Source organism: Streptomyces durmitorensis (genome assembly GCF_023498005.1).
Taxonomy (GTDB): Bacteria; Actinomycetota; Actinomycetes; order Streptomycetales; family Streptomycetaceae; genus Streptomyces; species Streptomyces durmitorensis.
On sequence record NZ_CP097289.1, the window covers coordinates 9,454,591 to 9,474,028 of the forward strand.

Annotated in this window: 15 protein-coding genes; 7 read left to right on the forward strand and 8 right to left on the reverse strand. The window is 69.0% G+C overall.

What is annotated here, in order from left to right:
• Positions 1-260: 260 nt before the first annotated feature.
• From M4V62_RS41880 to M4V62_RS41910, 7 genes are all read right to left on the reverse strand, one after another.
• On the reverse strand, positions 261-998 hold the full coding sequence (locus M4V62_RS41880; RefSeq protein WP_249592436.1) for an SGNH/GDSL hydrolase family protein: 738 nt from the start codon (positions 996-998) through the stop codon (positions 261-263).
• A complete protein-coding gene (locus M4V62_RS41885) occupies positions 995-1,669 on the reverse strand; it encodes a DapH/DapD/GlmU-related protein (RefSeq protein ID WP_249592437.1) in 675 nt (224 codons plus the stop codon). Before M4V62_RS41885 ends, M4V62_RS41880 begins: the two co-directional genes overlap by 4 nt.
• A gap of 134 nt (positions 1,670-1,803) precedes the next feature.
• The gene (locus tag M4V62_RS41890) at positions 1,804-3,174 is read right to left on the reverse strand and encodes an NsdA family TPR-like regulatory protein (protein WP_249592438.1); all 1,371 of its coding nucleotides are present in this window, start codon (positions 3,172-3,174) and stop codon (positions 1,804-1,806) included.
• Positions 3,175-3,615: 441 nt separating this feature from the next.
• Complete coding sequence (locus tag M4V62_RS41895) at positions 3,616-4,347, reverse strand: thioesterase II family protein (protein WP_249592439.1); 732 nt, start codon at positions 4,345-4,347, stop codon at positions 3,616-3,618.
• On the reverse strand, positions 4,344-7,478 hold the full coding sequence (locus M4V62_RS41900) for a non-ribosomal peptide synthetase (protein ID WP_249592440.1): 3,135 nt from the start codon (positions 7,476-7,478) through the stop codon (positions 4,344-4,346). The genes M4V62_RS41895 and M4V62_RS41900 overlap by 4 nt, the downstream gene beginning before the upstream one ends.
• Positions 7,475-8,710 carry an aspartate aminotransferase family protein gene (locus M4V62_RS41905; RefSeq protein ID WP_249592441.1) on the reverse strand — a complete coding sequence of 412 codons (1,236 nt, stop codon included), beginning with the start codon at positions 8,708-8,710 and terminating at the stop codon, positions 7,475-7,477. The genes M4V62_RS41900 and M4V62_RS41905 overlap by 4 nt, the downstream gene beginning before the upstream one ends.
• Before the next feature lie 34 nt (positions 8,711-8,744).
• Positions 8,745-9,368 carry a SagB family peptide dehydrogenase gene (locus M4V62_RS41910; protein ID WP_249592442.1) on the reverse strand — a complete coding sequence of 208 codons (624 nt, stop codon included), beginning with the start codon at positions 9,366-9,368 and terminating at the stop codon, positions 8,745-8,747.
• An 835-nt stretch (positions 9,369-10,203) separates the two neighbouring features.
• Here M4V62_RS41910 and M4V62_RS41915 point away from each other — a divergent pair.
• The 7 genes from M4V62_RS41915 to M4V62_RS41945 all read left to right on the forward strand — a co-directional run bounded on the left by M4V62_RS41915 (position 10,204) and on the right by M4V62_RS41945 (position 18,483).
• Positions 10,204-11,355: a Glu/Leu/Phe/Val family dehydrogenase gene (locus M4V62_RS41915; RefSeq protein ID WP_249592443.1), complete on the forward strand. Its 1,152-nt coding sequence runs from the start codon at positions 10,204-10,206 to the stop codon at positions 11,353-11,355.
• Positions 11,356-11,394: 39 nt separating this feature from the next.
• A complete protein-coding gene (mdlC, locus tag M4V62_RS41920; RefSeq protein ID WP_249592444.1) occupies positions 11,395-12,996 on the forward strand; it encodes a benzoylformate decarboxylase in 1,602 nt (533 codons plus the stop codon).
• A gap of 195 nt (positions 12,997-13,191) precedes the next feature.
• The gene (locus M4V62_RS41925; RefSeq protein ID WP_249592445.1) at positions 13,192-14,340 is read left to right on the forward strand and encodes an SDR family oxidoreductase; all 1,149 of its coding nucleotides are present in this window, start codon (positions 13,192-13,194) and stop codon (positions 14,338-14,340) included.
• A gap of 153 nt (positions 14,341-14,493) precedes the next feature.
• Positions 14,494-15,300, forward strand: coding sequence for a GDSL-type esterase/lipase family protein (locus tag M4V62_RS41930; RefSeq protein ID WP_249592446.1), 807 nt, complete (start codon positions 14,494-14,496; stop codon positions 15,298-15,300).
• Positions 15,287-16,579 (forward strand): beta-ketoacyl-[acyl-carrier-protein] synthase family protein, encoded by a 1,293-nt coding sequence (locus M4V62_RS41935; protein WP_249592447.1) that lies wholly within the window; start codon positions 15,287-15,289, stop codon positions 16,577-16,579. The genes M4V62_RS41930 and M4V62_RS41935 overlap by 14 nt, the downstream gene beginning before the upstream one ends.
• Positions 16,580-16,666: 87 nt before the next feature.
• Complete coding sequence (locus M4V62_RS41940; RefSeq protein WP_249592448.1) at positions 16,667-17,578, forward strand: acyl-ACP desaturase; 912 nt, start codon at positions 16,667-16,669, stop codon at positions 17,576-17,578.
• Complete coding sequence (locus M4V62_RS41945) at positions 17,575-18,483, forward strand: SGNH/GDSL hydrolase family protein (RefSeq protein WP_249592449.1); 909 nt, start codon at positions 17,575-17,577, stop codon at positions 18,481-18,483. The genes M4V62_RS41940 and M4V62_RS41945 overlap by 4 nt, the downstream gene beginning before the upstream one ends.
• A gap of 307 nt (positions 18,484-18,790) precedes the next feature.
• Here the strand turns inward: M4V62_RS41945 and M4V62_RS41950 are convergent, their stop codons facing one another.
• Positions 18,791-19,414: a hypothetical protein gene (locus M4V62_RS41950; RefSeq protein WP_249592450.1), complete on the reverse strand. Its 624-nt coding sequence runs from the start codon at positions 19,412-19,414 to the stop codon at positions 18,791-18,793.
• Positions 19,415-19,438: the final 24 nt, after the last annotated feature.

Here is a 19,438-nt window from a genome sequence, read left to right on the forward strand (position 1 = left end):
ACCCGTCTAACACCCAGTCGAAAGCGGAGATCCTATGTACATGTGTCCGAGATGCATCGATCCACACCCGCATGTCCATTCATCTCGCCGTGCGGGCGGGTGTCATGGATGTTTTTTTGTGCGCCGAAGTGCGCCGGGTGAACTCATGCCGCTCGCACACAGGCGCATGGTCGTACAAGCCCGTTGGCGATGAGCGGATTGGCGAGCGGGACGGCGAAGGAGCCGATAGCCCTCAGGGATCGCTTTTAGGCCTGGCCGGGTCAGTCAGTGGCCCGTTTGGCCCGGCTGTCGACGACGTCGAGGACTGGGTAGGGCCGGGGATAGCGGGCTCCGAGTCCGTAGGACTGGGCGATCCGGTCCGCGAACGCCGCGGCGATGCGCACCTCTCCGTTGGGGTTGGGGTGAGTGCCGTCCCAGGTGTGCTCGGCGGCGCGGAATTCGGCCGCGGTGTCGGCGACGTGGATGCCCTCTTCGGACGCCACCGTTCGGATCTGTTCGTTGGTGGCGTCGACCAGCGCGGCGAACTCCGGCTCGTCCACGGCCTTCTGGGTCTCGAGGACAGTGCCGACGACGATGCGGATCTGAGGTGCCGCACGTCGGGCGTTCACGATGAACTCCCTTAGGTTGTCGGCGAACTGGGCCGGCCGGACGCCGTACCAGAAGAGGTCGTTGATGCCGAGCAGCGTGAGCAGGTACGCGGGCTCGTACTCGGCGACCTTGGCGTGGATCTCTTCCTTCTCTGTGACGTAGGGCCGCCCCCACTGGGCGTCGTGATCCCGGTCGAACTCGGGGTCGGCATAGGTGTCGTCGTCATCCCCGACCTCAGTCGTGCGGATGTTGTCGAGAGTGGCCTTGGGGCCGACGAGGTCCACGCTGACGTCGTGGTTCTTCAGGTGCTTCCAGAAGAAGTAGCGCCAGGTCCAGTCGCCGCTGCTGCCGTGGCTGATGGAATCGCCGACGATCATGATGGGGAGGTCGCCCTCCGGCGGCTTCTTCATGTTGTTTCCTTTCGGGGCGCGGGCACTGGCTGCCAGCCGTGCCCGGGGATGTATTGGCGGATCACCCGAGCCGGCACGCCGGCGACGACGCAGTGGTCGGGGAAGGTGCCACGGACGACCGCGCCACCCGCGACCACGACGTTGCGCCCCAGCCGGGTGCCAGGCAGGACGATCGAGCCGGTGCCCAGCCAGCAGCCGTCACCGATGGCCACGGGGTTGTTGGCCGGTTGCTGAATGCCGATCGGTCTGCCGGGGTCGTCGAAGGTGTGGTTCTGATCGGTGATGTACGCGTACGGGGCGATGTACACGTCGTCTCCGATCCACACGGAGCGGTGGCCCACGATGTGGGAGCCGCGACCGATGGAGCACCGTCGGCCGATCTCGACGACGGGGTCGGGCCCCAGATCCTGGCCGGGCACGAACCCGGCCGAGATGCTGACCGCGACGCCCACCAAGGTGTGATCGCCGATCACGATGCACTGCTCACCGAAGATCGCCCCTGGCGGGAAGGCGAGGCACGCCCCGTCCCCCAGATGTGCGAACCGGAACCGCGCGGGCCGGGAGGGGGTGACGCGGCCCAACTCCCCGGCCTTCGCCCACAGGTACTGAACGGCACCACAGGCAGACCGGTACAGCCACTCCGTGATTTTTTTACGGAAATACTGTGACATATACTTCTACTGCCCGTTCCCTGGGGAACATGCAGTCGTGCCCTGCAAACGCCCCGGACGAGGGATGAACAGCCGGTCAATTCGAATGAAAGACCATGGTGAGAACGGATGTTCCATTGAGGGGTCCGCAGCTGTCAGGAGAGCGAACCCGAGGTGTTGAGCAGAGCCTTCACCGTCGGCTGTGAGCGGTAGGGGAGGAACGCCCGCTGAAGCGATCGCCCCGCGCGGTTGACCCTGGCGGACTGCAGCCCGGTACCGGCCCGGTTGAAGGCCAGCCAGTTCGCACCGGCTTCCTCGACATGACCGGCGCGCAGCAGCAGGTGCACGCGAACGGCACAGGTCAGGGCATGGCCTCGACGGTCGTCGGGGCTGCGGTGTGCCAGGGAGGCCGTCAATGCCTTCGAGGCGCCCCCGATGTCACCGAGGCTTCGCAGCGTCTGCGCTCGCTGGAATTCCAGGGCCGCCCGGGGATACGCGGTGAAGGGAGAAGGCTCCGAGTCCGCCTGGTCGGTCGCTCGTTCGGCATCGGCGAGTGCCGCCAACGCCCCGCTCTGGTCGTTGGTCATCGCCCGAACCACCGCCAGTTGGGCGGTGACGAAGGAGCGTACGGCCGGGGGCGCCTCCGGAGGAAGCGACGCCAGTGCCCCCTCGCCATGGTTCAGGGCGATACGGCGGTGGTTCAGTGTCGCGGCCTGACTGCTCAGCGCGCGAAGGGCCATGGCCCAAGTGACGCGGTCCTCGGCCTCGTTCGCCAGGCGCATCGCACCGGCGAAGTAGCGCTGGGCAAGTCCCTGCATGCCGCAGTCCTCGTACTGCCGGGCCAGGACGAACACCAGGTGCGCCGATTCCTTGCGCAGTTGCCGGCCCGCCTGGGTGTTCGCCGAATGATGGAGCCAAGGCACCACATCGTCGGCGAGATACGCGCACAGGGCGGAGCGTGCATGCCCTCCTCCGTGGCGGTCGAGGCCGGATGCGAAAGACTCCACGGCGCCACGCACAGTGGCCACTTCGGTCTTGCCGACTCTCGACGTGCGGGTCCCGCGTATGCCGGGCGTCCTGTCGGTGGGGCCTGCTGCCGAGGGCTTCACCGGCTGCCACGGTGCCAGGGGCAGCTCCACCTCGTACGGAGAGCGCTGCAAGGACACGCGGTGCAGGGGATCGGTGTCGGAGCAGACCAGAGCCGTGAGTTGGTGGACGGCGTCGGCGTCCCTCGGCGCTCCGGGATCCGCTCCGGCCGTTTCCGTGTCGGGCGCCGTGAATCCCGCGGCGGAAGGCGTGATGGCACGCCCGAGGCGGCGGGAGAACGCCTCGGCCACCAGCTGGGGAATCCGGCGTCGAGGCTGTGTGCCGGAGAGCCAGTGGGAGACCGAGGTCCGGTCGTAGGAGAGCCCCAGCCCGACCTCGGCACCGGCGATGTTGACCGCGCGGGCGAGGGCGGCCGACGTCCACTCCGCCTCGGCGAGGAGGGCACGCAGTCGTTCATTGTGGCCTTTCCTGTCCGTCATCACGCTCCTGAACTCTTGCCGTTGCCGACGCAGGCCGCTGTCACCGGTCTTCTGGGTGAATTTCCTTCGCGGCACTGCCACGGCTCTGCTTTTCTCCTCCCCCTGCGAAGGGCGGAATAACTCAGAGATGTGTCGTTTCTGTTCATTCAACACGCTCGACAATGTGGGCGTGGTGTATGTCAATAAGGCGGATTTCCAAGGGAATTAGAGGGCCTTCTTCAGGTGCGGTCGGGACCGTCGTCGTCGGATTGTGTGCCGTGCCCTGTCGCGTGTGGGACGGGGGGTCAGGGGTGCGCGTACAGGGGCGGGTGCCGTACAACGGGGAGTGAGCGAATGGATCATTCATGCGGCATATGCCTGCCCTGTGGGTGGTCACATCAGCGATGTCCCACCACCGAATCACTCCGTTGGGCGGTGGTACGCAAGGACGACAGGGAGTCGTCACAGGTCCTCGACCGCCTGCACCACGTGCCGCACGGTCGCCCCGGGGTGGGTGAAGCAGGTGAAGTGGCCGCCCTCAAGAAGCACGCTCTCGGCCTTCCCGGTGGTGAGCGCCTGCCAGCCGTCCGCGGCATCCGGCGGGACGCTGGGGTCGTCGGCGCCCCGCAGCGTCACGAGGGGCACGTCCAACGCGGGTGCCTCGGTGGGGCGATGGCGGCTCAGGAGATCGATGTCCGCATCCAGCGCCTGGGTGGCAAGTGTCGTCGTCTCGGCGCCGGGCGCCGCACGTTCGTCGAGCCACTCGGGAGGCGTGCCCGCCTCGGCGCGGCAGGCCGCACCCGCCGAGGCAGGCGGTGCACTGCCCGAGACCACAAGGCGGCGAGGGGCGGGCAGTCCGAGCAGGGCGACGTGCCGGCAGGTCTCATGGGCGAGGACGGCTCCCATGCTGTGGCCGAAGAGCACATAGGGCTTGTCGGCCGTCCATTGGAGCGCGAAAGCCACGTGCCGGGCCAGGCTCGACAGATCGGGCGGCGAGGGCTCGGCCACCCGGTCCTCGCGCCCGGGATACTGCACGGCCCACAGTTCATGGTCGCGAGGTACATGGGGCAGCCACCGGCGGTAGACGCTGGCACCCGCCCCCGCATGCGGGAAGCAGATCAGCCGGACTTCCGCATGGGCAGGGGAGTTCAAGGGGCGCAGCCAGCGGCGTGCGGGGGACACAGGCCCTGTCACGACGTCTCCTTGAGTCCGGTGTCCGGTGCGTCGTCGATCGCGCGGGCCATGCCGACCAGGGTGGCCGCGGACTGGAGACGGCGCAGCGGCACCTTCGTGCCGAACCGTTCGGTCACCGCGAGGGACAGCCGCATGGCCAGCAGGCTGTCCGCGCCGAGGTCGAAGAAGTTGTCGTGGCGGGACGCGGGGGCGCGACCGAGCAGTGCGGCCCACTCGTGGGCCAGCGCCCTCTCCGTACCGGGCAGCGGAGGTTCCTGTGGTGTGGGCTCACGCAGCGGCGCCGCCCAGCCGATGAGCTGCTTGCGGTCGATCTTTCCGTTGCCGCTCAGGGGCAGTTCGGGTACCAGCAGGCACGTGTCGGGCTGGGCGTACCCAGGCAGCCGGCGTCCGGCGTGATCGCGTACGGCGGCGAGGTCCAGACTGTCTCCGCTGGGCATCAGATAGGAGACGATCCGGCGCCCGGACCCCTCCCCGACCAGCACCGCCACCGCCCTGGCGACATCTGGGTGGCTGCCCAGGACGCCCTCGATCTCACCCAGCTCGATGCGATATCCATTGAGCTTGATCTGGTGGTCCGAGCGGCCCAGGAACTCCAGGACTCCATCGGGACGGTACCGGCCAAGATCCCCCGTTCGGTACCAGCGCATCCCGTCGTACTCGACGAAACGCTCGGCCGTGCGGTCCGGGTCGCCGCGGTATCCCAGCGCGACACCGGTGCCGCCGATCCACAGTTCACCGGACACCCAGTCGGGGCAGTCGCGGCCGTGCGCGTCCACCGCGCGGTAGCACTGGTTGCGCAGGGGGGTGCCGTAGGGCACCGACGGCCAGTCGGGGTCCACTTCCGTCACCTCGTGGAAGTTCGAGTACACGGCTCCTTCGGTGGCTCCGCCGCAGGCGACGAACCGGCATTCCGGCACCAGGCGATGCAGGCGGCCGGGCAGATCGGTGCCGATCCAGTCACCACCGGTGAACGCGACACGCAGGGTGCTGGGGGCGCCGCCGAGCTCCCCGGCGGTCACCAGCATGTCGAGGAGGACCGGCACCGAGTCCCAGACGGTCACGTGGTGCTCGCGCATCAGACGGAGCCACGCTTCGGGGTCGCGGCGCTGGTCGCCGCGCGGCATGACGACGCGGCCGCCTGCCATCAACGGGCCGAAGATCTCGTAGACGGAGAGATCGAAGTCGAGGGCCGAGACCGACAGACAACAGTCGTCGGGGCCCACGCCCCAGCGGCGGTTGAGGTCCTCCAGGGAGTTGACGGCGGACCGGTGGCTGACCTCCACGCCCTTGGGCGTACCGGTGGAGCCGGACGTGAAGATCACGTACGCGGGCGCCCCGGGCGCAGTCCGTACGGGCCGGGCCAAGGGAGCGAGGCCAGGGTCCAGGGCCACGTCGAAGGGGACTTGAGCGGGAGCGCCGGCCGGTCGGGCGTCGGCGGCGCCGGCTTGCCGCTCCTCACCGATCACGAATCGCGCGTCGGCCACCCGCAGGACCTGCTCCCGGCGTTCCTCGGGCTGGTCAGGGCCCACCGGCACATAGGCTCCGCCCGCCGCGAGAACGCCGAGCACCGACACGACCTGGGCCTCGCCGGACGTCAGGCTGATCCCGACCGGCTCGCCGTCGCGCAGCCCGAGCTGACGCAGGTGCGAAGCCAACCGGAGTGCCCGCTCGGCCAGTTCACCGCGGGTGAGCGTGTTGTCTCCGTGGTGCAGGGCCGCCCGCTCGGGTCGCTCCGCGGCCAGCTGGAAGAAGCGCTCGTGCAGGAGCAGCCCGCTCTCCGGCCCCCGGGTGTCGTTGACCCGGCGGCGGGTGGCCACCTGACGGGCGGGCAGCTGTTCCGGTACCGAGACGTCCCAGTCCGCGTCCGCGAAGGCGTCGAGCACGGTGCCGCAGTACTCGGTCATGCCGTCGAGCGTCCCGGGCAGGAATACCTCCTCGACGGCGTCCCAGGCCATCACGATGCCGTCGTCGGCGGCATCCGAGGCCGGGTACGTGAGGCAGTCGAGCCACACCTGCGGAGTGTGGGACAGCATCCAGGCGGGGGCGCCGAACCTGTCCGTGAAACGTGAGGAGACCCAACTGCGCGCGAGCGCGGTGTACACGACGCCGAGCGCAGGGGCTGTCTCCCCCCGGCTTCGCGCCGCCTCCCGCAACCGGGTCACGGTGGGCGCGTCCGTGCGACGCGCCCCGTCGGCCCAGCGAGCCAGATCGCCCAGGTGTCCTGACCGCGCGGCGGGCGCCGTCACGGCCAGCAGCTTGCTGAAGTCGCCGACGGTGCACGTGTGGTGAGGGGCATCACCCGGCCGGCCGAACACCGGCAGATTCAGTACGAAATCGGAGTCCTGCTCCTCGCTCCACCGCTGCAAGGTGGCGACGAATGCGGCGAAGGGTACCGAATCGGCCCGCACGCCGGCCGCACGTGCCCTGTCCTTGATCCGCTGCCATGCCGGACCCCGTACCACCACTTCGCGCCGGGCGAAGCGGGGGACCACCGGCAGCTCGTCCGGCTCCACGGCGTAGGGCAGCCGGGGAGCCGTGGACGACTCATGACGATCGGCATGACCGCCCTGTCCACTGAGTGGGGCACGGGCTTTCTGCTCGCGCTGGTACTGCGCGAAGTCGCCTGCCGGGGAATGGAGGTCACCGTCGTACAAGGCCACCAGGTCATCCAGCACGACCCTGATGGCGGGCGGGTCGGCGGCCAGCAGGTCGATGTCCACGTGCAGGCGCGCCCCTCCGCCGGGGAGCAGGGTGAGCCGCAGATCCATCAATCGGCCGGCCGCCACGTCGAGGAGCTGTCCTGCCATCTCCTCGCGGATGCGGCCGAGTTCGGCGTCCACGGCACCGGAGCGCACCTGCCTCAGGTCATGGACGGCGAGGCGCCCCGGCGGCTGGTCGAGCGGCACCCCGTGGTCTAGTCCGGCGAAGGAGGTCCGCAGTGAGACATGGCGCATCTGGAGCCGACGGAAGGCCTCGTCGAGACGTTCCGGGTCGGGCGCGCGGCCGTGGTCGAACTCGAACGTCATATGGCATCCGGTTCCCCCGAGGGGCTGTCCGGCCTGGCGCCCCATCAGGTAGGCGCGCTGAACATCGGTGAGGGGAAAGGGGTTTGATGTGTTCATCTCGGTCATGAGTCGCTCCAGCATCGGTCCACGCCGCGGGCCGCGTCCACGAGCAGGGCGGCGCCCCGGCGTACTTCCTCATCGGTCAAGGTCAGTGGCGGCATGACGCGCACGCAATGCCCGGCGCTTCCGCCGAGCCCCACCAGGAGTCCCCGGGCCCGGCACTCCTCGTGGACGGCGGTGGCCACCTCGGCGCAGGGCGCACCGGAAGCCGGGTCCTGGAACGCCACTCCGAGCAGCAGGCCGCGCCCCTGCACCCGTCGCACGCTCGCGAGCCCGGCGAGCCCTTCTTCCAGGAGCGCGCCCAACGCGCGCCCCGCCTGGCCGGCCCGTCGCGGAAGGTCACGCTCGACGATGAAGTCGAGGGTCGCGACGGCGGCGGCCGTGGACAGGGGATTGCCGCCGAACGTGGAGATCGACGGCATGGGCAGGCACGACATCACCGCGCGCCGCCCGACGACACCACCCAGGGGCAGTCCGCCCGCGACGCCCTTGGCGAAGACCAGCAGATCCGGACGGACGTCCTCGTCCCACTGGTGGCCCCAGAATCGACCGGTGCGCCCCCAGCCGGTCTGCACCTCGTCGCAGATCAGGAGCGAGTCCCGGTCGTGCACCACTCGCGCGTATGCGGCCAGTTGCCCGTCGGCGAGCGGTACGGCACCGGCCACTCCCTGGACGGGCTCCGCGATCAGAGCGGCGATCCGGCGCCCGGGCGCCGCGTCGATCAGATCCTCCAGCTCCAGCGCGTACCCGTCGACCTGGCCGTGACCGCCGTCTCCTTGTTCCGGCCCGGCAGGTACGTGGTCCACGCACACGGGGGAGAGTCCTGTCCCCTGCCACCGCTTGTCGCCGCTCACCGCCACCGCACCGAACGAACGGCCGTGGTAGCTGTGCCGCAGGGCGATGACGTGCCGGCTGCGCTGGTACTCCGTGGCCAGCAGGAGCGCGGTCTCCACGGCTTCGGTGCCCGAGCAGGTGAAGAACGCCACGGGGTCGTCGATCCCTGAGACATCAGCGATGCGCTCGGCCAGCTCCACCTGGGAACGGATGAGGTAGAAGGTCGATGTGTGCAGGACACCCGTGCTCAACTGCCGTTCCACGGCCTCGCGCACCTGTGGAACGTCGTACCCGAGCAGGTTCGCGGCCACCCCGGAGTAGAAGTCCAGATAGTCGCGCCCGTCTCCGCCGCGTACGGTGCGCCCGTGCCCGGAGACGATCTCCAGGGGTTCGCGGTAGGACAACGGGGACCACGGCGGCAGGGATGTCCGGTGCCGGTCAATGAGGCTGCGTGTGCTGATGGCTTCCTCCTCGGGCGGGTGTCAGGAGATCGGCGGGCGGTCGGCCCCCGGCCGGCAGTCCCAGCGCGAACCCGCCCACATGCATCAGCTCCTCGTCGGTGTCCCGCAGGAAGGGAGCGGTCACGGGCGCGTCGATGGCCCCGATGGGGCAGGCGGCGAGGCCGAGATCCGTCGCGGTCAGGCACAGCGTCTGCATCAGGCATCCCGCGTCCCGGTAAATGAGACTGAGCGCCATGCGGCCGTACTTCCACGATGTACGAGCTGTGTACGAGGTGAGGTAGAAGCTGACGGGCGCAGTCCGGTCCATCCGCCCGGGGCGGGTGATCAGCCGGTCCGTCAGTTCATCGAGACGCGCGTCCCAGGGGGCGAGATGTTCCAAGGCGTGGTCAAAGGGGTCGTAGTGGTGTGCCCCGGCGGGCAGCCCGTCGACGGCTCTCGCCAGCACGTAGATCTCCAGGCTGTGCCGTCCGCCGCCGGAGGGGGACGGGCGCTGGGTCTGCTGATGCTCGAGCGGGGGCAGGAATCCGCGCACTCGGGCAGCCCGGCCGAGCAGTGCCGCGAGCAGCAGCAAGGGAACCGGGCGCTCGTGGAAGGACCGCACACTGCGGCGCTTCTCCACTACCGCTGACAGCTGCTCACTTGCAGGTCCCAGGGGGCAGGGCCGTGACCGCGGTGGCCTCGGCATGGCAGAGCCTCGCAGGGGGCGACGGGCCGGGCAGGGCGCCGATGTCCGGTGGGACCATGCACGCCTCGTGATGGGCCGCCAGCTGGTGCGGGGAGCAGGAGCCGAGGCCGCTTCGCGGTAGATCCTGCGGGGGACACGGATCGACACACGGTTCGATGGTCCCCGCATCCGCCAACTCGGCCAGCACGTCTCGTAGATACGAGAGCGGGGGCGCCTCCGGCCAGTGTGCGCGGAGCGTCTCGGCGGTGCCGGGGCGGCCGAGCCGGGCCAGCACCTGCAACCGGAGGTTCACGCCGTCCGGGGGACACGGCCAGGAGTGTGTGAGGCCACGGCGGGCATCGAGGAGGGCCGGGGCCCATTCGTCGCTCCGGGCGTCACCTCCCCATTCCAGAAGCAGGTTTGGATTGCGGCGGTATGCGTGCTGATCGTTCATTCCCAGCGAATTCCCAGAGTGCGCCGAGCGGAACTGATTCACGCGGAATTCAACACTAAACGGATAGTCGGACCAAGAACGCAGTCGCGGTGCCGTCGCGTGGGGCGGGTCACGCCGAGGGGCAACTGGTGCGTTGTCCGGTTCAACGTGCTCAACAACCCGTCGGTGATGGACGGCAGTTGGAGCGCCGGTTGCGGGAACTGTTGAAGGACGGCGCACGCGACACGTCATGCGAATTGTCAGTGCGCGTTCCATCCGGGCTGCACTTCAAGAGGCGGCCTGCCAATTCCAAGATCCCAGAAGAAGGGGAAATCCGACATGCGTCGTTCCATCGCCGAATCACCCGCGAGTGAGTCAGGAGTACCCCCGCAGTCCCAGGTGCTCGACCTCGCAGGAGGGGTCTTCGCCAAGGGAGCAGGCGGAGCGGGTGAAGGCACTCATGAACAGGTCCTGCTGTGCCAGGACCGTGCCACCGGACTCAAGGCCATCGTCTCCATTCACTCCACGGCGCTCGGCCCTGCACTCGGCGGCACACGCTTCAAGGCCTACGGCAGCGCCGCCGACGCTGTCATGGACTCCTTGAACCTCTCCCGCGCCATGTCCTACAAGAACGCTCTCGCCGGATTGCCCTACGGGGGCGGCAAAGCGGTCATCATCGGCGACCCGTCGCGGCGCAAGTCCCGAGGGCTCCTGCTCGCCTACGGGCGTTTCGTCGAATCATTGCGAGGCAGCTACGTCACCGCCTGCGACGTCGGCACGGAATCAGCGGACATGGACGTGGTCGGCGAGAAGACGCGACACGTCGTCGGGCGCTCTCCTGACTGCGGGGGCAGGGGCGACCCGTCTGCGCTCACGGCCTACGGCGTGCTGCAGGGCATGCGGGCCAGCGCTGCTGTCCGCTGGGGCGATCCCGAGCTGCGCGGACGGCGCGTAGGGGTGTGCGGCGTGGGGAAGGTGGGGCAACACCTGGTGGACCTGCTGATCCAGGAAGGAGCGTCCGTCCTGGCCGCCGACACACGGCCCAGCGCGCTCATCCACATCCGTGCCAGGCACCCCCAGGTTCACACCGTCTCCCCACAGGCGCTTCTCGACGCCGAACTGGACGTCTTCGCTCCCTGCGCGCTGGGCGGAGTACTTGACCAGGTCACCGTGAACAGGCTCAGGGCCGCCATCGTCTGCGGAGCCGCCAACAACCAACTCGGTTACGAGGGGGCCGAGGAGCGGCTGCGCCAGCGGGGCATTCTCTACGCGCCGGACTACGTGGTGAATGCGGGCGGAGTCATCCACGTGGCACAGGAGGGCCAAAGGCCCTCCGCCGCGTTCTCCGCCGGATCTGCGCGCGAACGGGCGAAGGGGATCTACGACACCACGATATCGATCCTCGCCACCGCCGAGTCAACTGGCACCGCCCCCAGCGCCGTGGCCGACGAGATGGCCGAACAGCGCATGGCGTCCGCGCTGCACGGCTGACCCCCGTTCCCGCACAACTCCCCAGTGAAGAAGGTAACCATGAGCACGGTCAGGCAGCGCACTCAGGAACTTCTGAGGCATCACGACATGCGCGTCATCTTCGGCAATCCCGGAAGCACCGAATTGCCTTTCCTCGCAGAGCTGCCGGAGGACTTCACCTACGTACTGGCCCTGAACGAGGCGACAGCCACGGCCATGGCCGACGGATACGCCCAGGCGACGGGAAAGCCCACCGTGGTGAACCTGCACACGTCCACTGGTCTCGGTAATGCGATGGGATCCCTGGTCAATGCTGCCGGTGCCCGTAGTCCTGTGGTGGCCCTCGCCGGGCAGCAGGTCAGGGCTGCTCTGCCCACACCGTCCCTGCTCGTCAACCGTCACCCGATGGCTCTGGCACAGGGGGCGGCCAAGCACACGGCGGAGCCGGCCCGCGCAGAGGACACTCCGGCGGTGCTCGGCCAGGCCATCCTGCGCGCCGGCCAGGCGCCGGCCGGGCCCGTGTGCGTCTCGGTGCCCATGGACGACTGGGAGCAGCATGTCGATGCACCGGCGGGGGGAACCTCCCACAGGTCGCGCACAAGCGACTCCGTGCCTGCCCCCGGAGCGCTCGACGTGCTGGCCGCGCAGCTCACGCAGGCCCGTGCGCCCGCTCTGATCGCCGGTCCGGAACTGGACACCGAGGCGGGCTATGCCGCGACAGTGGCTCTGGCCGAGCGGCTGGACGCTCCGGTGTGGCTGCCCGCCTTCGGACCACGGGCGGGTTTCCCCAGCGCGCACATCGCGGCCCGCGGACCGCTGCCGTCATCGGCGGACGGCGTCGCGGAGGCTCTGGAGGGCCATGACTTGGTGCTGGCGCTGGGAGCTCCCGTCTTCACGTACTACCAGTGGACGGGAGGGCCCGCCGCTGCGCCGGGAACAAGGGTGGTGCACGTCACATCAGATCCCGAGGAAGCCGCCCGTGCTGTCACCGGGACCTCTTGGCTCGGCTCACCGGTCGCCGCCGCCGAGGCACTCTGCCGGTCGCTGGCGGGAAGCAAGGTCCGCCGGCGGGACCGTCTCGCACCTCGGATGCCGTCGGTTCGGACGGACGAAGAGGCTGCCCCCGCGACTGACGGGACCCTGCGGGACGTCGAGATCTTCACCGAACTCGCCAAGGTGCTGCCCGATGAGGGGATCGTGGTCAATGAGGCGGCTCAACAGCTGCCCGCCTACTGGCAGTCGGCAGCGTTCTCGCGGCCGGGCAGCTACTACTTCACGGGAGCGGGAGGTCTGGGCTTCGGCCTGGCCGGCGGTGTTGGCATTCAACTGGCCAAGCCGGGGCGCCCGGTGGTCGCCGTGATCGGCGACGGGTCCATTCAATACACGCTGCAGGCTCTCTGGACGGCGGCACAGTACCGAGTCCCCTTGACGGTCCTCGTACTGGACAACAGCGAGTACGGCATTCTCAAGAACTGGGGACGCACCCTCGGGACAGGGCCTCTGCCGGGTCTGGATCTCCCCGGTGTCGACATCATGGGACTGGCCAGTGCCTACGGCGTGAAAGCCCGGCAGGCGCGGTCCGCTGACCAGTTGAAGACACTCCTGACCGAGTCCATCGCCGCACCCGAGCCGAACCTCATTCACATCCCTCTTGCTTCTTAGGGGGAATCCGGCACACATCCCGGTCGGCCGCGACAGAGCGTGAGAACTCCGGATGGAGTTCGTGCATTCAACAATTTCAACAGGCCAAAGGCTGATTCGGTGTCGTCCTCGTGCCTGAAGTAATCGATAGAAAGGGAGACAGAGCAGTCGAGACCGACGGTCGGACTGAAGAGCCTTTGTGCGAGGGAGAGAGGGATGACGAACATGGAGATCGCACTCGCCGGCGGGGCCAGCTTTCTTGGACCCCGGCTTGCCTCGGAGCTCCTGAGCAGGGGACACCGGCTCACGCTGCTCGCCACCCGCGACCCCGCTGTGGTGCGTAGGCGCCTTCTCGGCAGGCTGGCGCTTCTCGGCTATCCGCCGCAGTCCGTTCTGGACATGAGTGACCAGCTGGATGCGGTGTACGTCGATCCGCAAGCACCTCACCTCGGGATGGGGCGCGGAGCCTACGAAGCGCTCGCGGATCGGTTCGACGTGGTGTGGCACTGCCCGGCCAGCCCGGACTTCCATCAGGGGTGCGACTTCGCGGGTGGAGTTCCTGCGAAGGGGGCTCACGCGCTGCTTCCGCTCGCGGCGTCGGGGGAGCGCCCCACTGTGTTCCATCAGGTGAGCACCGTGTTCGCACACGGAGCACAGCCCCCGGGCACGGTCCGGGAATCCGGAGCCGCACGCACGTCGGGGAACTGCCGCAATCGGCACGAGAGGGCCCACGCCGACGCCGATCGGTATGTACACAGTTACGCGGCCGACACCGGCGCTCGTGCCGTAGTGCATCGAACGGGCCTGCTCGTCACCGACATGGCCGACCAGCCTGAACTCCCTCGCCACGGGCTCGCTCAGATCGCTGCGGTGGCCGGTCGGCTGCTCTCGACGGCGGAAGGGGGCGAGCGCCTCTCCCTCTCGCTGGGCGTGCCGGGCGACCCCGAGGCGCGGTTGAACCTTCTGCCGGTCGTGGCCGCCGCGCGAACCATGGCGCAGGTGACGGAGCGGGCGCACGAACCGGGGCCGCAGCTGATGCACGTCGTGCATCCCCGGGATACGCCGATCAGCCGCATCACCGCGGCGTTCGAGCACCTCTTCCCCCTGCGGTTGTTGCTCCGGCCGACCGGGAGTGCTCATCTCCCTGTGGACGTGCGGGGCATTCCGCAAGGATTGGACGCGGTCCTGCCCTACCTGAGGCAACGCCTGTCCTTCGACACCGGTGCCCTCGACTCACTCGGAGTGCGTGTACGGGCCCCTCGGGTCACCACTGAGTACTTGGTGCGCGGCATGAAGGGGGCCGCCATGCAATCCGCGGTGCCTGAGGGCGGGCCGCATGTGGGTGTGCTTTCCGCCTCTGTATGACATCGGCATTCTGGACAGCTGTCTCGCCGGCCTGAGGAGGAACACATGCACAAGTCGTCCACCCCAGCAGCCCAGTTGGCCCCGATCGCGAGAACTCGCAGGCTCATGGCTCGTTGCTACTCGGCCTGTCTGGGGCGAGCCCAGTACCGGAGCGTGAATCTCCCCGAGTTCACGGTCTGCGGCCGGTATGGCGAGGGGCGGGGAACACCCGTCAGCCTCATGCTGATCGGCGACTCGACCAGCTTGGGTTGTGGCGCCGACCGACCTGACCAGGTCCCCGCCGCGCTGTTGGCCGCCGCCCTCGCCGACGAACTCGGCAGACCGGTCGACGTACGGGTCGAGGCGGAGCGCGGAGCCACCGCCACCTCCATGCAGAGCCAAGCGGAAACGGCCGTCTGGGCTGAACCGGACGTCGTGGTGGTCATGGCGTGTGCCAACGACGTGCTGCTCCCGGTTCGACTCCACCGCCGTGCCCGGCGCCTCGCTTGTCAGATCCGCTTGATGCGGACCGAGCATTGCTCCGTTGTGGTGGCGGCCTGCCCCGACCTGGGGTGGGGGAACGGACTGCACCGCCCGGTTCGCTCCCTGGTGCGCCGAAGGGCCCGACGCCTTGCCCGACTGCAGACAACGGTCGCGCTCGCCGAAGGCGCCCGGGTCGCTTCGCTCTCGGAACCGCTGTGTCACGAGGATCCGTCCGCGGCGCATGCGGCAGACGGATTCCACCCGTCGCCGGATGCCTACGCAAGGGCCGCGGCCCGCTTGCTGCCCGCCGTCCTGGCCGCGGCGGGGGGCACAGCACCGGAACGGGAGAGCCCGGGGCCGGGGGAACTGAACTTTCCGGCCTCCGACACAGCCGAGCACGCGAACACGCTCAACGCCCACTTCGCCCCTTTGGGAGACGGCCGGGTCGCTCTGAGGCTCCGACGATCGATGAGGATGCTGCCTGATGCTCAGATCTGATTCTGTACGGCAATGTTCGGCCCGCGCGGCATCAGACGTCGCGGTCACTGGCTTGGGCGCGCTCACCCCGATCGGAAGCGGCGTCGCCAAGACGTGGGCCGCTGCGCTTGGTGGCATCAGCGGGGTCGGCGAGATCGACGAGAGCTGGGCCGATGAACTGCCGGTACGCATCGCCGCACGCGTACGTGCCGACACCGGCCAGATGCTCTCCCGCCCCGAGTGCCGCCATCTTGATCGCAGCGGGCAGTTGGCGCTGATCGCTGGGCGTGAGGCCTGGGAGGACGCCGGGTACAAGGGCGCGGCCGGCGGCGGCTGCGGCCTCGATCCACGGCGTGTTGCCACGGTGTTCGGCTGTGGCATGGGCGGCCTCGGCACCACACTCGACCAGTACGAAGCCATGAGTGCGAAGGGCGCGCGCTCCATCAGCCCCTTCTCCGTAACCATGCTGATGCCCAACGGCCCGGCTGCCGTCCTGGGCCTGGAGACAGGAGCAAGGGCCGGAGTTCACGCGGTTGTCAGTGCCTGCGCGTCCGGTGCCGAGTCGGTGGCCCGCGCCACCGAGCTGATCCGCCTCGGCCATGCCGATGTCGTACTCGCAGGAGGAAGCGAGGCGATCGTCAGGCCCCTGGCCATCGCCGGCTTCGCCGCGATGCGCGCCCTGTCGACCAGGAACGACGACCCGAAGCGGGCCTCACGTCCCTTCGACAAGAACAGGGACGGCTTCGTGATGGGGGAGGGGGCAGCAGCTCTCGTCCTCGAATCCACCGAGCACGCCCGAGCCCGTGGCGCCCGCGTCTACTGCGAGATCGCCGGCTCCGCGACCACGGCCGACAGCCATCACATCGCCCAACCGCACCCGGAAGGCGGTGAGTTGGCCCAGGCGATCGACCTCTCGGTGGAGAGGTCAGGCCTGTCCCCTGCGGATGTGGTGCACATCAACGCTCACGCCACCTCGACCCCGACGGGTGACCTCGCTGAGTCCCGGGCGCTCAGAAGGGGCCTGGGTACAGCCCTGGACCATGCCGCGGTTTCCGCGACGAAGTCGATGACCGGACACCTGATCGCGGCAGCCGGTGCCGTCGAGGCTGTGTTCACGGCTCTCGCACTGCACCACAGGACAGCTCCGCCGAGCATCAACCTGGACGACCAGGACTCGGACATCGAACTGGACGTCGTACGCGACGAGCCCCGCCGCCTGCCCGACAGGCCCATTGCGGCGCTGAGTACGTCGCTGGGTTTCGGCGGGCACAACGTCGCACTGGCCTTCCGGTCGGTATGACGCGTCCGCTCGGCGCGACGTGTCGTCGCCCCGCAAGGCACCTGCGCTCGCCCCTCCCTCCCTCACTCACTCAAGGAAGAAGTCTGCATGCCGATCGACCTGCTGGTGGAGCTCGAACCCATCGTCGAGGAGAATCTCAACCGGCATCTGAGCATGGCCAAGGAATGGATGCCGCACCGCTATGTGCCCTGGGGGTGTGGCCAGGATTTCGCGGACACCGAGGAGGCGGAGCTCGAAGCGTGGAATCCGGACACGGCGCCGCTCTCTCCCGAGGTGCGGGCCGCGCTGGAGGTGAACCTGCTCACCGAGGACAACCTGCCGAGCTACCACCACGAAATCGCCGCGCGCTTCGGCCGGGAAGGCGCCTGGGGCACCTGGGTGCATCGCTGGACGGCGGAGGAAGGCCGTCACGCCATGGCGATTCGGGACTACCTCGTGGTGACCCGCAGCGTGGACGCCGACGAGCTGGAACGGCAGCGCATGGCTGTCATGGAGTCAGGCTACGACGGTGGTGACCGCACCCTTCACGAAGCGATTGCCTACGTAGCCCTGCAGGAACTCGCGACGCGGGTCGCCCACCGCAACACCGGTCGCCGCACCGGCGATCCTGTGGCCGACCGCCTCTTGGCCAGGGTCGCAGCTGATGAGAACCTGCACATGGTCTTCTACCGTTCCCTGGTGGACGCGGCACTCGCCATCGATCCGTCGGCCATGGTGCGGGCGATCTGCCGGGAGGCCATGGCCTTTCAGATGCCCGGAGCCCAGATCCCCGGCTTCCGCCGCAAGGCCATCGCCATCGCCCGCGCCGACATCTACAACCTCGGCGTGCACTGGAACGAGATTCTTGGTCCGTTGCTCCGGCACTGGCGCATCTTCGAGCTGACCGGACTCGACACGTCAGCCGAAGCGCTCCGGGACGAACTTGCCCTCTTCATCTCGCAGTTGCAGGCCGATGCGGAACGCCAGGCCGATCTCTTCGCGAAGGCGGCCCAGCGATGAGGAGGTTGCGCAACAGCATCGTCCGGCGCGTGAAGAGGCCCTTGCTCCGGTTGTACTCCGAGGCAGTCCTCTCCGCTCCGGTCCGCCCCGACCGCGCTGACATCCCTCAGTGCTCAGGGCGCTACGGTCCGCCCTCAGGCGAGCCTCTGAGGCTGGCGCTCCTGGGTGACTCGCTCGCGCTCTCCGTCGGCGCGGGGCATCCCTCTCGCGCGGTGGGCGGTGTGATGGCTGCCGAACTCGCCGCCACGGCCGACCGACCCGTCGACCTGGCCGTGCTGGCCCGATTCGGCACCACCGCAACCCACTTGAGCCAACAGGTCGAGCGGCTCGGCCGCGTTGACGGGGCTCCCGGCACTGCCGTGGTGATCGTGGGGGGCAACGACGTGCTGGTCCCGACACGGATGACCACGTCGGCCGGGCAGCTGGCTCAGCAGTTGGTCAGGCTGCGGGACATGGGCTGGTCCGTCGTGCTGGCCAGCTGCCCGCAGATCCGTCATCAGCCGTCCCTGCGCCCTTGGACCCGTCGCTTCGCCGGGCACCGCAGCCGCAGGCTCGCCATGCTCCAGACCCGCGAGGCGCTGCGGGCCGGGGCACGGGTTGTGTCCCTGTACGACAGCCAGCTGCTCGTGGAGAACGAAGACACGTTGCTGTGCACGGATTCCTTCCACCCTTCCGCGCAGGGATATGCCGTTCATCTGGAGCGGCTACTGCCCGCGCTGTTGGCCGCATCCGACATTCGGCCTAGTTCCGGGGCCCGGGAAGTGCTCCTCGACGAGGCGATCCGGGCTGCGGTCATGGTGCCGGGACTGCACTGCGCGCCGGGCAGCAGGCGCGGTCTGGCCGTGGTGGATCTCGACCGTCATCCCCTGCCCGCAGGGACGAATCTGAATGACTGCGCGAGCTGAAGACGCGTCCCCTCTGGCTCGAGGTGGTGATGTCGGAACGCGGTGAACCGGGCACGGCGCAGGAGCGAGTGGACGATCCGGCGAGCCTGTCGATGAGCGGCCGGTGGTCCCCGCGTACGCCGCCGGAGGGCCGACGCGGCGGGGGCCGCCGACGATCAGCCGGGAGCCGTCGAATCCGAGCGCGGAGACCCCGTCGCCGGTCACCTTCGTCAAGGTCTTGCCGAAGTCGTCCGAGGAGGAGAGGCCGCCGCATCCACCGAGCCAGATCGGCCCGCCCTTGCGCGGTTCGGCCGCCGGCCGCCGCGGATCAGGTACGGCGACACGGACCCCGCCCCTCAGCTGTGAGATTCCTGCCGGGCCAGGACCTCGCAGTGAGCGCGTAGTGAGATGCTCTGTCCCAACAGGAGGCAGTGCTGAGCGTGCCCCATCCCGCGGCGATCAGCCCGGCGGCCCACAGCGCGCGGTCGGCGTGGTCGTCGCGTCGGGTGCGGCGGGGTGGCAAGTAGCCCGTCAGCCGCTGCGCGTGGATGGCGCGGGCCGTCTTGAGCGCGGGCTGTACGGCGAGCGCCTTCTCCGTCACCGACATCGCGGCGGCCCGCGCGTCGCGAATGTAGTGCCACGCCTCCAGAGTGAGCGGGTGCTCCGGCGGCGTCGGCTCGGTCCGCTCCGGGGTGTCGGGCCGGCTCAGGCTCCGTAGGGCCACCTCCGAGGCGACGAGCCGGCGGTACCAGACCGATGTCCCGGTGCTGCGGTATCCGCAGCGGGTCAGCCATGCCGGGTGGTAGGCGTCCAGCTCGCCCGAGGTGATCAGACGCTCCGTCACCTGCAGCCCGGCACGGTGACTCCACAGGGCGAGGATGCCGATACCCGCGTTCAGCAGCACCAGGAGCCCGCTCGTGCTCAGCACGAGCCACTTCACGCCATCGTCCATAGGACAAGGATCGGAGCATGCCCC

What these genes read in the sequence shown, in the direction of transcription:
- M4V62_RS41880 (WP_249592436.1), bottom strand. Translation starts at nt 998, where the DNA reads ATGAAGAAGCCGCCGGAGGGCGACCTCCCCATCATGATCGTCGGCGAT.
- M4V62_RS41885 (WP_249592437.1), bottom strand. Translation starts at nt 1,669, where the DNA reads ATGTCACAGTATTTCCGTAAAAAAATCACGGAGTGGCTGTACCGGTCT.
- M4V62_RS41890 (WP_249592438.1), bottom strand. Translation starts at nt 3,174, where the DNA reads ATGACGGACAGGAAAGGCCACAATGAACGACTGCGTGCCCTCCTCGCC.
- M4V62_RS41900 (WP_249592440.1), bottom strand. Translation starts at nt 7,478, where the DNA reads ATGACCGAGATGAACACATCAAACCCCTTTCCCCTCACCGATGTTCAG.
- M4V62_RS41915 (WP_249592443.1), top strand. Translation starts at nt 10,204, where the DNA reads ATGCGTCGTTCCATCGCCGAATCACCCGCGAGTGAGTCAGGAGTACCC.
- mdlC (WP_249592444.1), top strand. Translation starts at nt 11,395, where the DNA reads ATGAGCACGGTCAGGCAGCGCACTCAGGAACTTCTGAGGCATCACGAC.
- M4V62_RS41925 (WP_249592445.1), top strand. Translation starts at nt 13,192, where the DNA reads ATGACGAACATGGAGATCGCACTCGCCGGCGGGGCCAGCTTTCTTGGA.
- M4V62_RS41935 (WP_249592447.1), top strand. Translation starts at nt 15,287, where the DNA reads ATGCTCAGATCTGATTCTGTACGGCAATGTTCGGCCCGCGCGGCATCA.
- M4V62_RS41940 (WP_249592448.1), top strand. Translation starts at nt 16,667, where the DNA reads ATGCCGATCGACCTGCTGGTGGAGCTCGAACCCATCGTCGAGGAGAAT.
- M4V62_RS41945 (WP_249592449.1), top strand. Translation starts at nt 17,575, where the DNA reads ATGAGGAGGTTGCGCAACAGCATCGTCCGGCGCGTGAAGAGGCCCTTG.
- M4V62_RS41950 (WP_249592450.1), bottom strand. Translation starts at nt 19,414, where the DNA reads ATGGACGATGGCGTGAAGTGGCTCGTGCTGAGCACGAGCGGGCTCCTG.